This window comes from uncultured Halomonas sp., from assembly GCF_947501415.1.
GTDB lineage: Bacteria > Pseudomonadota > Gammaproteobacteria > Pseudomonadales > Halomonadaceae > Halomonas.
This window is the reverse complement of the sequence record NZ_CANMVL010000009.1, coordinates 257,302-270,906: the sequence shown is the minus strand read 5'-3', so window position 1 is coordinate 270,906 and position 13,605 is coordinate 257,302. Positions and strand designations below refer to the sequence as shown.

Below are 13,605 nucleotides of genomic sequence, written 5' to 3'. Positions count from 1 at the left end.
TGTAACACACTCGATGTTGCAGTGCCGTAATGCAGGACAAGTTATCGGCTCAAGTGGCTGGTCTCGAGGCGAGAAGGGTGGCGGCACTGCTGGTCGAGCCGTCTTCCGACCCTTGGTAAGATGGAGGACTGCCAAGCTCACAGGAGCCTCCATGCCGAGCCCTTCAACTACTTGTCCTCGTGTCTGTCCTGGTGCCTGTCCTTGTGATAGTGGCAAGCCGCTGGACGCGTGCTGTGGCCGCTACCATGCCGGGGAGGTCGCCCCCACGCCCGAGTCCCTGATGCGTTCGCGCTACAGCGCCTTTGTGTTGCACCTTACCGACTATCTGCTCACGAGCTGGCATCCCGAGACCCGACCCGCGTCGCTGACGGCGGATGACACCACCCACTGGCTTCGGCTGCAGGTAGTGAGCAGCGGCGAGCAGGGGGATGAAGGCTGGGTGACGTTTCGTGCCACCTTCCGTGAGGGCCACCATTACGGGGTGCTCGAAGAGGCGTCACGGTTCCGCCGGGAGGCGGGCCACTGGCGCTACCTGGATGGACAGCCGGCCGTGTCGCGCCTGAAGCCCGGGCGCAACGACGCCTGCCTCTGCGGCAGCGGGCGCAAGTTCAAGCGTTGCTGCGCCCTGGGCTAGCCCCTCCTACGGCTGGCCGTCCTCCGGATGAGCCCTTAGACTGGCCGGCCGCCGCCTCAACACTCTTCACTCCTGCGATCGGATATCTCCCATGGCCCAGACCCTCTCGAAACGAATCAACAAGTACATCAGCGAAAGCGGCATGTGCTCGCGGCGAGAGGCCGACAGGTACATCGAGCAGGGCAATGTGCGTATCGATGGCAGGCGAGCCACCCCCGGCGACCGTGTCGCCCCCGGCAGCGTGGTCAAGGTGAATGGCCAGGTCGTCGAGCCCCTGGCGCTGGAGGAGGAGGATCTGGTCTTCATCGCCCTCAACAAGCCGGTAGGCATCGTCAGCACCACCGACCCGGACGAGAAGGCCAATATCGTCGACTTCGTCAAGCACGGCACCCGAATCTTTCCCATCGGCCGTCTCGACAAGGACTCCCAGGGGCTGATCTTCCTGACCAACAACGGCGACCTGGTCAACCGCATCCTGCGCGCCAGCAACAATCACGAAAAGGAGTACCTGGTCACCGTCAACAAGCCGGTGACCGACGAGTTTCTCGCCGGCATGGCCGGTGGTGTGCCGATCCTCGGTGAGGTCACCAAGAAGTGCCGGGTGGTCAGGGAATCGCGTTTCGTCTTTAACATCACCCTGGTGCAGGGCCTCAACCGTCAGATTCGCCGGATGTGCGAGGTGTTCGGCTACGAGGTGGTAAAGCTGGAGCGCATCCGCATCATGAATGTGTCGCTCAAGGGGCTGGCCATCGGTGACTGGCGTGATCTGACCCCAGACGAGGTATCGACGATCCTCGCCATGACCGAAGACTCCGCCTCGGAAGCCGGCGAGCCCGCGCGTCGCAAGACCCGGCGCAAGGGGGCGGGCGGTGGGAAGGCCCGTACCGGCAGCTCGGCGGGAAAGCCGGCAGGTAAGGCGGGAGCACGCCAGAAACGCACGCCGCGTGGCGCTGACGGGGCCAGCTCTCGCACTGGAAAGCCCGGCGTAGGAAAACCCAGTGCTGGAAAATCCGGTGCGGATAAGTCCGCCGCCGGCAAGCCCGGCTCAGGAAAGCCCGGCTCAGGAAAGCCCGGTGCCGGCAAGCGTAAGGTGACGGGGAAGGGCGCGGCTGCCGGGAAGGCGTTCGCCGGGAAGTCGGCTGCTGCCAAGAAGCCGGGAGCCAAGCCGAAGGGCGGCCGCCCCTCCGGCTCCCGTGCCAAGGCAATGGCCCCGGGCAGCAAACCCCGTGGCAGGAAAAAGTAGCGCTTCGCTCCAGATAAAAAAGAGAGACCCTTATGACCGACCTTCGTCGATACAGCCCTGCCGCGGCACGCAATCGTCAGCCGATTCTCGAGGTGCTTCAGGCCGCGTTGCCCGAGCGCGCACGGGTGCTGGAGCTCGCCAGCGGCAGCGGTGAACATGCCGTGCACTGCGCCACCGCCATGCCGCAGTGGGTATGGCAGCCGAGTGATCCGAACGCCGAGGCGCTGGCCTCCATCGCCGCCTGGCGCGAGCAAATGGGCCAGGCCAACCTGCTCGAGCCGATGCGTCTCGACGCCACCGATAAGGAAAGCTGGCCGGCGGGGCCCTTCGAGGCGATCGTTGTGATCAACCTGGTCCATATCTCGCCCTGGGGGGTGAGCGAGGCGTTGATGGCGCGCGCCGGTGAGCGACTCGTCTCCGGCGGTGTGCTCTATCTCTATGGTCCCTACCGCCGCGCTGGCGAGCACACCGCACCCAGCAACGCCGCCTTCGATGCCGACCTACGACGCCGCGACCCACGCTGGGGGGTGCGGGATCTCGAGGAGGTGGTCGCCGAGGCCGAGCGCCATGGCCTCAGGCTCGAGCGCACGGTGGAGATGCCCGCCAATAATCTTAGCGTGGTACTCGTTCGCGACTAGGGAGCCTCGGGGATTTCGCCGGGCTCACGGTAGCGGGGAGGTGCGTTCTCGCGCTCCTCGCGGCTGAGGGTCTCGTCCTCGGCGGGTACCCCCCATACCGTCTCTCTATGCCCGTCGTCGAAGGTATAGGTGGTGCAGCCGGCAAGCAGCAGAGTCCCCAGCAGGGTGGCAGGCAGAAGTAGGCGTGTCGTCAGCATGGGGCATCCAGTTGTCATCGAGCAGCGCTCAAGGCGAGCGCCGGGCAGGAACCCCAACGCTACCCTGTCTGGCGATACCAGGGAAGTGCTCGGCTTCTCTTCAGGGCACTTGCGGGTCCGCAACGGCATGAGGCCAATTTCTTTGTGGCGGCAGCGAGTTGCGGGACTTGAGTCGGGCAGTGGCGGCGAGTAATCTCGCTGAACTTAGCATGACCTCACGTCAACACAGGATCGAAACACATGGACCAACTGCTCGAAAGCCTGACGGAAATTCTGGGACCGGAAAATGTGCTGACAGGCGAGGCCGTGCTGGAACGCTCTTCCGACTGGTTCACGTCGCTGCCCTGTGAGGCGGCGGCCATCGTGCGCCCGGCCACCACCGAGCAGTTGAGTCAGATCATGACGCTCTGCCACAAGGCTCGCCAGCCGGTGGTGACCCATGGGGGCGTGACCGGCGTGGTGCAGGGGGCCGTTGCCAGTGCCAACGAACTGGTGGTCTCGCTGGAGCGCATGACGGCCATCGAAGAGGTGGATGCGGTGGGCGGCACCATGACGGTGCAGGCCGGCATTCCTCTTCAGAGCGTGCAGGAAGCCGCCGCCGAGATCGACATGCAGTTCCCGCTGGACCTTGGGGCCCGAGGCTCCTGCACCATCGGTGGGAACATCTCGACCAACGCCGGTGGGGTTCGGGTGATCCGCTACGGCATGATGCGCCAACAGGTACTCGGCCTCGAGGCGGTGCTGGCGGATGGTCGAGTGGTCAGCTCCATGAACAGGATGCTGAAGAACAATGCCGGCTATGACCTCAAGCAGCTGTTTATCGGCAGTGAGGGCACCCTGGGCATCGTTACCCGTGCCGTGCTGAGGCTGCAGCCGAGGCTGCCCAGCGAGCAGTGTGCCCTGGTTGCGGTCCCCACCTTCGATGCCCTGACTTCACTGCTCGACCTGACCTCGAGGCGACTCGGCCTGAGCGCCTTCGAGGCGCTCTGGAACAGTCACTATCGGCTGATGACCGAGGAGAGTGGTGCCCACCGGCCACCTCTGGCAGCCGACTCCCCCTTCTATGCCATCATCGAGACCCAGGGAGTGGATCGGGAACTCGATGCCGAGCGCTTCCAGACGCTTCTCGAGCAGGCGTTCGAAGAGGGGCTGGTCAGCGATGCCGTGCTGGCCAGTTCCGAGGCCCAGCGCCAGGAGCTATGGGCGATCCGGGAGAATATCGAGGTGCTGGTCCGGGCCCTGGATCCGATGTTCTCCTTCGATGTCAGCCTGCCGATTCCCGCCATGGAGACCTATGTGGCCGACCTGGAGCGGCAGCTGGCGGAGGCGTTCCCCGAAGCGGGCCGACTGGTCACCTTCGGCCATCTGGGGGACGGTAACCTGCATATCATGGTGACCGTGGGCGATGCCGGCAGGGAGAGCCGTTATGCGGTCGAAAAGATGGTGTATCACCCCCTGGCCGAGATCGGCGGCTCCATCTCGGCCGAACATGGCATCGGAATGGAGAAGCGTGACTACCTCTATCTGAGCCGCAACGAGGATGAGATCGAGGTGATGAAGATGCTCAAGAAGGCGCTTGACCCTAAGGGACTGCTCAATCCCGGCAAGCTGTTGCCCTGAGCGCTGCCGGGACAGGCGGTCGGGCCTGGAGAGAACGAGAGGGGCCTTGCCCGACACTTGAGCGATGAGCGATGCCGCCTGACCAGGCGGCATCGCAGTTTCATGCCCCCGACCAGCCGGCCAGGATGGGCACGTAGACCACCAGCAGCAGCACCGCGATCAGCCCCAGCAGGTAGGGAATGATCGCCCGGGTGATGCGCTCCAGCGGCAGCTGGGTCACCGACGATGCCACATAGAGATTGATCGCCACCGGCGGGGTGATCATGCCGATGGCCAGGCCCACCACGATGATCAGCCCGAAGTGAATGGGGTCGATGCCCAGCTGGGTGACCAGCGGCAGCAGCACCGGCGTCAGGATGATCAGGGCGCTGGCGGTCTCGATAAAAACGCCGGTGAGCAGGATCACCGCGACCACCAGCAGCATGATCACCATCGGGTCGGTGGAGAGCGAGAGCACCGCCTGGGCGATGGCGCCGGGCACCTGCCAGCTCGACAGGGTCCAGCTGAGCACCGCCGAGGTGGCGATCACCAGCATGATCACCGAGGTGGTGATGGCCGAGCGGATCAGGATGCGGTAGACATCCTTGATTCCCAGATCGCGATAGACGAACAGCGACACCAGCAGGGCGTAGTTGACCGCGATCACCGCCGCCTCGCTGGGGGTAAAGACCCCGGAGAAGATCCCGCCGAGGATGATCACCGGCGTCATCAGTCCCCAGCTGGCGCTCTTGAAGGTACGCCAGATGGTGGCCGCCGACAGGGCGGTGCCACGCGGGTAGTTGCGACGATAGGCCTGCACGATGGCGATGGCGGAGAGCCCGAGGCCCATGGCGATGCCCGGCAGGATACCGCTCAAAAACAGCGTCGACACCGACTGTTGAGCGATCACGGCATAGATGATCATCGGCACCGAGGGCGGGATCACCACCCCGATGGTGCCGCTGGCGGCGATCAGGCTGGCGGCCGAGGCGGGCTCATAGCCCTTCTTGCGCAGCTCCGGCACCAGGCTCGAGCCCACCGCGGCGGTGGTGGCGGCACCGGAGCCCGAGATGGCGGCGAAGAACATCCCGGCGCCTACCGAGACGATCGACAGGCCACCCTTGAGAAAGCCGAACAGCGAATCGGCGAAATCGACAAGCTTCTCGCTCACCTTGCCCTGGGCCATCAGGTCGCCTGCCAGGATAAACATCGGTACCGCGACCAGGGCGAAGGAGTTGATGCCCTGGAACATCTGCTGGGTGACCACCATCAGCGGCACGCCCTGGGCATTGAGCGCCACCAGGGTGCTGGCACCGATGGCCAGGGCGATGGGTACCCCCAGCAGCATGAAGAGCAGAAACAGCAGGAAGAGCAGGGCGGTCATGGCGCCTCCTCGTTGTCGCTCGGGGAGGCAGCATCACCGCTCAGGGCCAGGGTGGCGATATCCACCAGGGCGTACCAGGCCATGATCGCCGCCGAGAGAGGAATCACGGCGTAGATCCAGGTCATGGAAACGCGCAGCGAGGCGGACTTCTGGAAGCTCTGGACCTGCATGTACTCCCAGCCGATCATGACCAGGGCGAGTAGAAAGCTCAGTGCCACCAGCAGGGCGACGATGCGTGCCAGGCGCCGCGGTAGCGCGGTCAGGGCATCGACCACGAAGGTCACCGCGATATGGCGTCCACGGCGGAACGCCAGGGTACCGGCCAGGAAGGTGATCCAGACCAGCAGGAAGCGGGCCACCTCCTCGGTCCAGCCCACGGCGGTGAAGAGCACCCGCGACAGGATCTGCAGGGTGATCACGCCGATCAACGCCGCCATCGCCGTGAAGACCACGGGTGCGATGACGGCGTCGAGGGCGCGCTCACTCCACTGCAGCGGTCGCAGCAGGGAATGGGCGAGGGAAGGCACTTACTTCAGCGCCTCCTGGATGCGCGGCAGGTAGTCACCGAACTGCTCGCCATACTGCTCATAGACCGGGGTCACGGCCTGCTGGAAGGCGGCGATATCCGGCTCCTCGACGATCTGCATGCCCGCCTCACGCAGCGCTGCCAGCTGTTCGGCCTCCATCTCGGCGTTGACCCGGCGCTCATGCTCGGCGGCTTCCTGGGCGGCCTGCTCGATCACCGACTGGGCGGCCTCCGGGAGCTTGTTCCAGGCCGGCATGCCCATCACGAAGAGCGCAGGGGCGTAGGTATGGCGCGACAGCGTCATATGGTCCTGGGTCTCATGGAGCTTGAAGGAGTGGATCACGTTGACCGGGTTCTCCTGGCCGTCGATGGTGCCCTGCTGCATGGCGGTCAGGGCCTCGGTCCAGGCCATGGGCACGGCGTTGGCGCCCAGCTCGCGGAAGGTGTCGACGTAGACGGGGTTCTCCATCACGCGGATGCGCAGGCCGTCAATATCCTCGGGGCTCTCCACGGCGCGCTCGCTGTTGGTCAGGTTGCGAAAGCCGCGCTCGGCATAGGCCAGGCCCTTGAGGTTGACCTCGGAGAGTCGGTCCAGCAGCTCCTGGCCGATCTCGCCGTCGAGCGCCTCATAGGCCGCCTCGGGGCTGGGGAACAGGAAGGGCAGCTCGAAGACCGCCATCTCCTCCAGGAAGTTGGCCACCGGCCCGTTGGTGATCACGCCCATGTCGACGGTGCCGATCTGCATGCCCTCGAGCAGGGTGCGCTCGTCGCCCAGGGTGGCGTTGGGGTAGAGCTCGATATCCAGCTTGCCGGCGGTGCGCTCCTCCACCAGCTCCTCGAACTTCATGGCGGCGAGGTGGAAGCCATCCTGTTCATTGACCACATGGGCCAGGCGCAGGGTCATTGGGTCCATGTCATCGAACTCGTCAGCCTGGGCATTGGCGGTCATGGCCAGGGAGACGGAGAGTGCCAGCGTGCTGCGGATAAAGCCGTTCATTATCGGTTTCCTTTGTGTGTCAGCAAGTTGCAGAGTCCAGCGCTGGAAAGCATGCATCGCGCTGGGCGCCGCGGTCAATCGAGCCGAGGGGTCACTCCGCCAACGCGGCGGCCTGGGCACGCAGCCAGGCGATCTCCTCGGCCCAGATGGCGGGCTCGATGGTCTCCAGCACCAGCGGCATATTGTTGGTGCGCGGGTCCTGCATCAGGACGGTAAAGCAGTCGCTGCCGATATTGCCCTGACCGAGACTGTGATGGCGGTCGACCCGGCTGCCGAACTCGCTCTTGGCATCGTTGAGATGCATGCCCTTGAGGTACTCGATGCCCACCACGGTATCGAACTCATCGAGCATCGCCACACTGGCCTCCCGGGTGCGTAGCTCGTACCCGGCGGCGAAGGCGTGGCAGGTATCGATGCATACCCCGACCCGTGACTTGTCCTCCACCTGTTCGATGATCTCGGCGAGATGCTCGAAACGCCAGCCCAGGTTACTGCCCTGGCCGGCGGTGTTCTCGAGTACCGCGGTGACGCCACGGGTCTGGGCGAGCGTCTCGTTGAGCGATTCGGCGATGCGCGCCAGGCAGTCGCTTTCGCTGATCTTGCGCAGATGGCTGCCCGGATGGAAGTTGAGGCGATCGATGCCGAGCTGCTCGCAGCGTTGCAGCTCATCGAGAAACGCCGCCCGTGACTTGGCCAGTCCCTCGGCCTCCGGGTGACCCAGATTGATCAGATAGCTGTCATGGGGAAGGATCTGGCCGGGTCCGAAGCCATGGCGCCGGCAGGCGCTGCGGAAGGCCTCGATCACCTCGTCGGTGAGGGGCTTGGCCCGCCACTGGCGGTGGTTTTTGGTGAAAAGGGCGAAGGCGTTGGCGCCGATCTCCACCGCACGTTCGACCGCCTTGTCGACGCCGCCGGCGGCGCTGACATGGGCTCCGATAAATTTCACTGCTCTCTCCCTGTAACGGTTTGATGTCGCGGCATTGTAGGCGTCCAGGGCGGGACGGCAACTCTCAAGGTCGTCGCCCCAGCCAGTAGCGATGGCCGCGTCGTTCGGGGCGCGCCTCCACCAGTGGTTCACGAGGGCGATAGGGTCGTCCTGAGGGTGGCCTGGGGCCCTGGCGTTCGGCCAGCGCCATCAGGCGCTGGATTCGCTCGCCGGTAGGCGGGTGGGTCTGCAGGTAACGCAGCCAGCCCGGCAGCTGCCGGCGACCGAACAGGGTCGTCAGCCAGATGCCGTTGCGCTGTTCCAGAAGAGAGAGTGCCTCGGCCAGTGCCTTCGGGTCGCGAGTCAGTGCCGCCGCCTCCAGGTCCGCGGTGAACTCGCGGTTGCGCGACAGGGCCAGCTGCAGCAGGGAGCTGGCCAGAGGCGCCAGGCCGACCGCGAGCAGCTCGAGCCAGGGCATGCGGATCTCGCCGGCCATGACCATCGGCAGCAGGGCAATCAGCGCCAGCTGCACCAGCATGGCCCCCCACACGGTGAGTCGCGTCATGGTAGCGGCCATGGACATCACCCGGGTATCACCGTGGCGCAGATGGCTGACCTCATGGGCCAGCACGCCGGCCAGCTGGCGCAGGGGCAGGTTGTGCAGCAGGCCTTCGGTTATCGCGATGCCACCGTCCCGGGCATCGCCCACGGCGAAGGCGTTGAGATCCGCGGAGGGAACATAGAAGAGCCAGGGTGGCTGGGTGATCCCCGCGCATCGGTAGAGCAGCTCCATCACCCGGTAGAGCTGCGGCGCCTGATGTCGGTGCAGCGCCCCGGCGCCACTGCGCGCCAGCACCAGCCTGGCCGGAATTCGTCCTCCGAGGTAGAGGGTCAGCATTACCAGGCCGAAGACCCACAGTACGCCCACGGGGCCCGCCAGCAGCCAGGCCGGCATGGCGAGCAGTATCGACATGCCGACCAGAATCAGCAGGTGCTGGCAGGTGTTATGCAGCCGTTGGGCGGTGAGGCGAGAGCGCATGGCGAATCTCCTGTTGGGGGCCATAGGGAAGGCCCCGGCAGACCCGTGATAGCCCTGGCCGCTGACCAAGGCGGCAACCCTGTATGTAACAGTGTATGTCAGCACGTAAAAATTTTATGGAAATACTTCCCAAGGATTGAAAACCCTGCAGTGATGCGTTTTATTAGCCGGATAAACAACTAGGAGAGTCACGATGTCACTGCCCATTCACATTCCGGAAGTTCTGGAGCATCTGCTGCGTCAGGCGGAAGCGATCAAGGCGTCTGAAGAGGCCCTCAGCACCTACATCGACTGAGCGCTCACGGGCCAGGGACGGCCGACCCTTCTCAGGGCTATCGCAGCTTCCGGAAGCATGAATAGTGAAAGGCTCCGGGGGCAGGTCGGAGAGGGGGTCCGAGGACCAGGGATGGCCGAGGTAGCCTACAAGGAAGTACTCGTAGCGCCCCCTCGACGGCCTGTCGCCGGAACAGCCTTGAGTGTTGCTGCCATCTGCGATAGCGATGCAACCTTCACCACGCCCCTTTCCCCAACTTACTTCCAGCTCTCTGCATGCCTGTTAGCTAGCGCGGCCCCCGGCTCGGCAAGGAATGCTGACGACAGCGTCCAATTGAGATGAGGTTACGCCTCCGGCACTATGTGCGCTCACCGGCGACGGGTCGGTGATCGGTTTGCCAACGACCAGGGACGCGACATGGGCCAGCTGCTACGCATCGTGATGATCCACGGCCACCTCGAGGGAGTGGTCGAGCTCAGTGTGGATGGCCACACCAATATCTGCGGTACCAATGCCTCGGGCAAGACCACCCTCCAGCGGCTGGTGCCGGTGTTCTATGGTGAGCTGCCCAATCGGGTGGTGCCGCGTACACGCCTCAAGTTCGATGCCTTCTATCTACCCCATCGCAACAGCTACCTCGTGTATGAGTACCGTCGCGAGGAGGGGGATCTCTGCCAGGCGGTGTTGACCCGCCGTGCCGAGGGCGGGGTCGAGTACCGCTTCGTGGGCGATGCCTACCGGCCCGAGGACTATCTGGTGCAGAGCGACGCCGGCGTGGTGGCGCTGGACTATGCCCAGTGGAGCAATGGCCTGCGCCGCCGGGGGGTATCGGTCTCGCCCAAGCTGGGTGCCACCTCCGAGTATCGTGCGGTGATCCAGAATGACTTCACCCAGACCTGCAGTCAGCCCCGGGGCAACAGCAAGGAGGGGCTGCGCCTGCGCCAGACCGCCGCTCGCTTCAGCCTGGTGCGGCCCGGTCAGCGCATCCGCCATATCGAGAAGCTGGTCTCGGCGGTGCACGCCAAGGAGGGCAAGATGGACACCCTCAAGACCATGCTGGCGGCGATCTTCGAGGAGGATGGCGTCGAGCTGCCGGTGACCCGTATTCGCAACACCAAGGCCCGTGAGTGGATCGCCCGCATGCGCCAGTCCATGCGTCTGGAGCCCCTGCAGCGCTCACTGGGTGAGCTGGAGCGACTGGATCGCGAGATCGCCGATCTCGAGGCCTCGCTCTGGCAGCTCAAGCCCCAGCTGGAGGCCGATCGTCACCGCGCCGAGCGCGAGAAGGCCGAGCGTGAGGCCGAGATTCAGCAGCGACAGCGTGATTTCCAGACCCGCGAAACGGCCTACCGCGAGCAGCGCGATGCCTACAACGACCGCGCCAGCGAGCTGCAGAGTGAGCTGGAGCAGACCCGCGGCGTGCTCGATGACCTGCAGCGCCAGTATGAGGCCTTCGAGGCGGCCGATATGCCGAGTCTGGAGCAGGATCTCAAGGCGCTGCCCCAGTGGCGTGAGCAGCAGCAGCAGCTCCGTGATCATCTGGAAGTGATGCAGCAGGCGGTCAAGGAGAGCAAGGCCAAGCTGGAGGCACGCCTGGTGGAGCTGGGTGACCTACTCGAGGCGCGGCGCGATGAGCTTCAGGGCCTGATCGATGCCCTGGGGGAGGAGAAGGAGGCCTGCCGCGACCAGCAGAGTGAGGCCGAGGGGCGCCTGGATGCCGACTATCAGGCTCGCCGCCAGGCGCTGGACGATGACTACCGCGCCCGTCTGGAGCAGATCACCGAGCGCCTTGCCGAGCTCAAGGCGGGCCTTTCGCACACCGCCCAGAGCCCCGAAGAGGCCCGCGAGGCGGAGCAGGCCCAGGCTCGGGTCGACCAGGCCCAGAGTGAACAGGCGTCTGCCGCGGCGGCCATGGAGCAGCTGCGTGGCGAGCTCGATGGGCGCAAGCAGGAGCGCGACGCCGCCGAGCACGCGCTGGAGAGGGCCCGGGCCCGGCGCACCCGCGCCGAGGCGCACCTTGCGGCGCTGCAGCTGCAACGCGACCCCGCCCAGGGCAGCCTGCGTCACTTTCTGCGCCATCACCGCCCGGGCTGGGAGCAGACCCTGGGCAAGGTGGTGGCGCCCGAGCTGCTGGAGCGGCGCGACCTCGCCCCGCAGTTCAACGAGAGGGCGAGCGACGACCTCTTCGGCCTGACACTGGATCTGGCTGCCATCGAACCGCCCGACTATGCCCAGGACGAGGCCGAGCTGCAGGCCGCCATCGCTGCCGCCGAGGCGGCGCTGGGCGAAGCCCAGGAGGATGAGAAGGCGGCCGAGAAGTCCCTGCGGGCCAGCCATCAGCGAGTGCAGGAGGTCGATGCCCGCCTGGAGCGCGCCCGCACCACGCGACGCCGCGCCGCCGAAGAGGTGGATTACGCCCTGCAGGCGCGCAGCCAGTGCCAGCAGCGCCATGCCGCCGCCCAGCAGGCGCGCCAGGCCGCCAGCCGTGAATCGCTGGCCGAGCAGGAGGCCGCCCATCAGGCCGTACGTGAGGAGCAGCGCCAGGCCCTGGAGTCACTGGCCGATGGCCACCGTGCCCAGCGCCTCGAGCTAACCGCCGATTTCCAGGCGCGGCTGACCGGCTTCGATCAACAGATCCAGCAGCACCGCCGTCAGCTCACCGAGCACAAGGAGGAGCACCGCCGCCAGCGTGACGAGCTCAACGCCGCTTACGACCGCGAATTGGCGGAGCAGGGGGTCGATCCGGTCAGCGTGCGCGAGACCCGTGCGCGCATGGAGGCCCTGGCCAGTCGCATTCGCGATACCGAGGGACGCCGCGATGAGCTGGATGCCTATGCCCGCTTCATGCGCGTGGAGTGGGGCGAGCGCAAGCCGCGGCTGGTGGAGAAGGAGGCCGAGCTCTCTCGCGAACGCGATGCCCTCGAGCGTCGACGTCAACAGCACCGCGCCGACTTCCACGCCGCTCGCGACGAGTACCGGGCGACGGTGAATGAGCTCACGGCCCGCCGTGATGCGGCCAGCAGGCTGGTGGAGACCCTCGCTCCGCTGCTCGACAAGCTCGAGTCCCTCGCCTTGGTGGCGGCCCCCGAGCCCCTCGGCGAGGTGCCCGGGGATACCGAGGAGCGCATCGAGCGCCTGCGCCAGGGGCTTACCGATCATGCCCGCGAACTCGAGGCACTGCGCCGCGGCTGCGAGAAACTGGAGTCCGAGCTGATCAAGGGGGCCAGCGCCGACTTCCAGGATACCCTGGAGGCCGAGCGTGCCCGGCTCGATGGCGATAGCCCGCGCCGCCTGCTGCCGGTGATCGCCGGCATGCTGCAGCTTCTCGAGGGCCAACAGCAGCAGCTGCTGCAGGAGGGGCGCAACCTCTCCGATGACCTCGACAAGTTCTTTACCGTGTTCAGCGACCTCAACCGGCGTATCAGTGCCCAGAGCCGGCGCCTGTCGGATGAGGTGGCTGACGATCTCAAGCTCGAGGGCATCGGTCGCGCCGAGGTGAAGATCCAGTCCACCATCGACGAGTTGGGCTTTTGGGAGCCGCTCAAGCGATTCTCTCAGCACTACCGCGAGTGGCGCGACTCGGGCCAGCCGCTTCCCGGTGACGACTATCTCGATAGCCTGGCCGATGTGGTCGAGCTGTTGCGCAGTGACCAGCAGTACAGCTTCGAGAGCCTGCTGCGCCTGGAGCTGCATCTCAACGAGGGCGGTACCGACCTGGTGATCCGCAATGATCGTCAGCTGCTGGAGTCCTCCAGCCACGGCATGGCCTATCTGATCCTGTGCAAGTTCCTGCTCGCCTTTACCCGGCTGCTGCGCGGGCCGGCGGAGATCGCCATCCACTGGCCGATCGACGAGATCGGTACTCTCGCCTACCACAACGTCGAGAAGCTGTTCGATGCCTGCGACAACAACCATATTCACATCGTCGGCGCCTTCCCCAACCCGGAGTCGGACGTGCTGCTGCTGTTCCATAACCGTTATCTGATCGACCGTGACGAGGCCGAGCCCGCCAAGCGGCGGCTCAAGCGTATCGAGCCACGCCTGAGCCGCCTGGCACAGCGCCTGCAGGCACGCGCCGAGGAGGTGGCATCATGAGCCAGGACATGAACCCTCAAGCGGAAAGCGACGAGGCGATGATCTCGGCACATG

General features: G+C 65.6%; 11 protein-coding genes. 5 read left to right on the top strand and 6 right to left on the bottom strand.

The window, feature by feature from the left end:
- The first annotated feature begins 13 nt into the window (after positions 1–13).
- The 3 genes from Q0894_RS07380 (at position 14) to Q0894_RS07370 (ending at position 2,515) form a co-directional block, all read left to right on the top strand.
- Entirely contained in the window at positions 14–634 is a 621-nt protein-coding gene (locus Q0894_RS07380) for a YchJ family metal-binding protein (RefSeq protein WP_366130977.1), read from the top strand.
- Between the two features lie 91 nt (positions 635–725).
- Positions 726–1,877: a 23S rRNA pseudouridine(2604) synthase RluF gene (gene rluF, locus Q0894_RS07375; protein ID WP_299233074.1), complete on the top strand. Its 1,152-nt coding sequence runs from the start codon at positions 726–728 to the stop codon at positions 1,875–1,877.
- A gap of 32 nt (positions 1,878–1,909) precedes the next feature.
- A complete protein-coding gene (locus Q0894_RS07370; protein WP_299233071.1) occupies positions 1,910–2,515 on the top strand; it encodes a DUF938 domain-containing protein in 606 nt (201 codons plus the stop codon).
- On the opposite strand, the gene Q0894_RS07365 is transcribed toward Q0894_RS07370, so the two are convergent.
- On the bottom strand, positions 2,512–2,712 hold the full coding sequence (locus Q0894_RS07365; RefSeq protein WP_299233068.1) for a hypothetical protein: 201 nt from the start codon (positions 2,710–2,712) through the stop codon (positions 2,512–2,514). The two genes, Q0894_RS07370 and Q0894_RS07365, sit on opposite strands and share 4 nt — an antisense overlap.
- Before the next feature lie 240 nt (positions 2,713–2,952).
- Here Q0894_RS07365 and Q0894_RS07360 point away from each other — a divergent pair, with 240 nt between their 5' ends.
- The gene (locus Q0894_RS07360; protein WP_299233065.1) at positions 2,953–4,332 is read left to right on the top strand and encodes an FAD-binding oxidoreductase; all 1,380 of its coding nucleotides are present in this window, start codon (positions 2,953–2,955) and stop codon (positions 4,330–4,332) included.
- A 100-nt stretch (positions 4,333–4,432) separates the two neighbouring features.
- On the opposite strand, the gene Q0894_RS07355 is transcribed toward Q0894_RS07360, so the two are convergent.
- The 5 genes from Q0894_RS07355 to Q0894_RS07335 form a co-directional block, all read right to left on the bottom strand.
- Entirely contained in the window at positions 4,433–5,695 is a 1,263-nt protein-coding gene (locus tag Q0894_RS07355) for a TRAP transporter large permease (RefSeq protein WP_299233062.1), read from the bottom strand.
- A complete protein-coding gene (locus tag Q0894_RS07350; protein WP_299233059.1) occupies positions 5,692–6,222 on the bottom strand; it encodes a TRAP transporter small permease in 531 nt (176 codons plus the stop codon). Before Q0894_RS07350 ends, Q0894_RS07355 begins: the two co-directional genes overlap by 4 nt.
- On the bottom strand, positions 6,223–7,218 hold the full coding sequence (locus tag Q0894_RS07345) for a TRAP transporter substrate-binding protein (RefSeq protein WP_299233056.1): 996 nt from the start codon (positions 7,216–7,218) through the stop codon (positions 6,223–6,225).
- Positions 7,219–7,309: 91 nt separating this feature from the next.
- A complete protein-coding gene (nfo, locus tag Q0894_RS07340; RefSeq protein ID WP_299233054.1) occupies positions 7,310–8,164 on the bottom strand; it encodes a deoxyribonuclease IV in 855 nt (284 codons plus the stop codon).
- 64 nt (positions 8,165–8,228) lie between these two features.
- Positions 8,229–9,182, bottom strand: coding sequence for a zinc metalloprotease HtpX (locus Q0894_RS07335; protein ID WP_299233052.1), 954 nt, complete (start codon positions 9,180–9,182; stop codon positions 8,229–8,231).
- 691 nt (positions 9,183–9,873) lie between these two features.
- Here Q0894_RS07335 and Q0894_RS07330 point away from each other — a divergent pair.
- Positions 9,874–13,551 carry an ATP-binding protein gene (locus Q0894_RS07330; RefSeq protein ID WP_299233049.1) on the top strand — a complete coding sequence of 1,226 codons (3,678 nt, stop codon included), beginning with the start codon at positions 9,874–9,876 and terminating at the stop codon, positions 13,549–13,551.
- The last annotated feature ends 54 nt before the right edge of the window (positions 13,552–13,605 follow it).

Excerpts from the sequence above, each read along its gene's own strand:
- Q0894_RS07380 (WP_366130977.1), top strand. The coding sequence starts at position 14 with ATGTTGCAGTGCCGTAATGCAGGACAAGTTATCGGCTCAAGTGGCTGG.
- rluF (WP_299233074.1), top strand. The coding sequence starts at position 726 with ATGGCCCAGACCCTCTCGAAACGAATCAACAAGTACATCAGCGAAAGC.
- Q0894_RS07370 (WP_299233071.1), top strand. The coding sequence starts at position 1,910 with ATGACCGACCTTCGTCGATACAGCCCTGCCGCGGCACGCAATCGTCAG.
- Q0894_RS07365 (WP_299233068.1), bottom strand. The coding sequence starts at position 2,712 with ATGCTGACGACACGCCTACTTCTGCCTGCCACCCTGCTGGGGACTCTG.
- Q0894_RS07360 (WP_299233065.1), top strand. The coding sequence starts at position 2,953 with ATGGACCAACTGCTCGAAAGCCTGACGGAAATTCTGGGACCGGAAAAT.
- Q0894_RS07355 (WP_299233062.1), bottom strand. The coding sequence starts at position 5,695 with ATGACCGCCCTGCTCTTCCTGCTGTTTCTGCTCTTCATGCTGCTGGGG.
- Q0894_RS07345 (WP_299233056.1), bottom strand. The coding sequence starts at position 7,218 with ATGAACGGCTTTATCCGCAGCACGCTGGCACTCTCCGTCTCCCTGGCC.
- Q0894_RS07335 (WP_299233052.1), bottom strand. The coding sequence starts at position 9,182 with ATGCGCTCTCGCCTCACCGCCCAACGGCTGCATAACACCTGCCAGCAC.
- Q0894_RS07330 (WP_299233049.1), top strand. The coding sequence starts at position 9,874 with ATGGGCCAGCTGCTACGCATCGTGATGATCCACGGCCACCTCGAGGGA.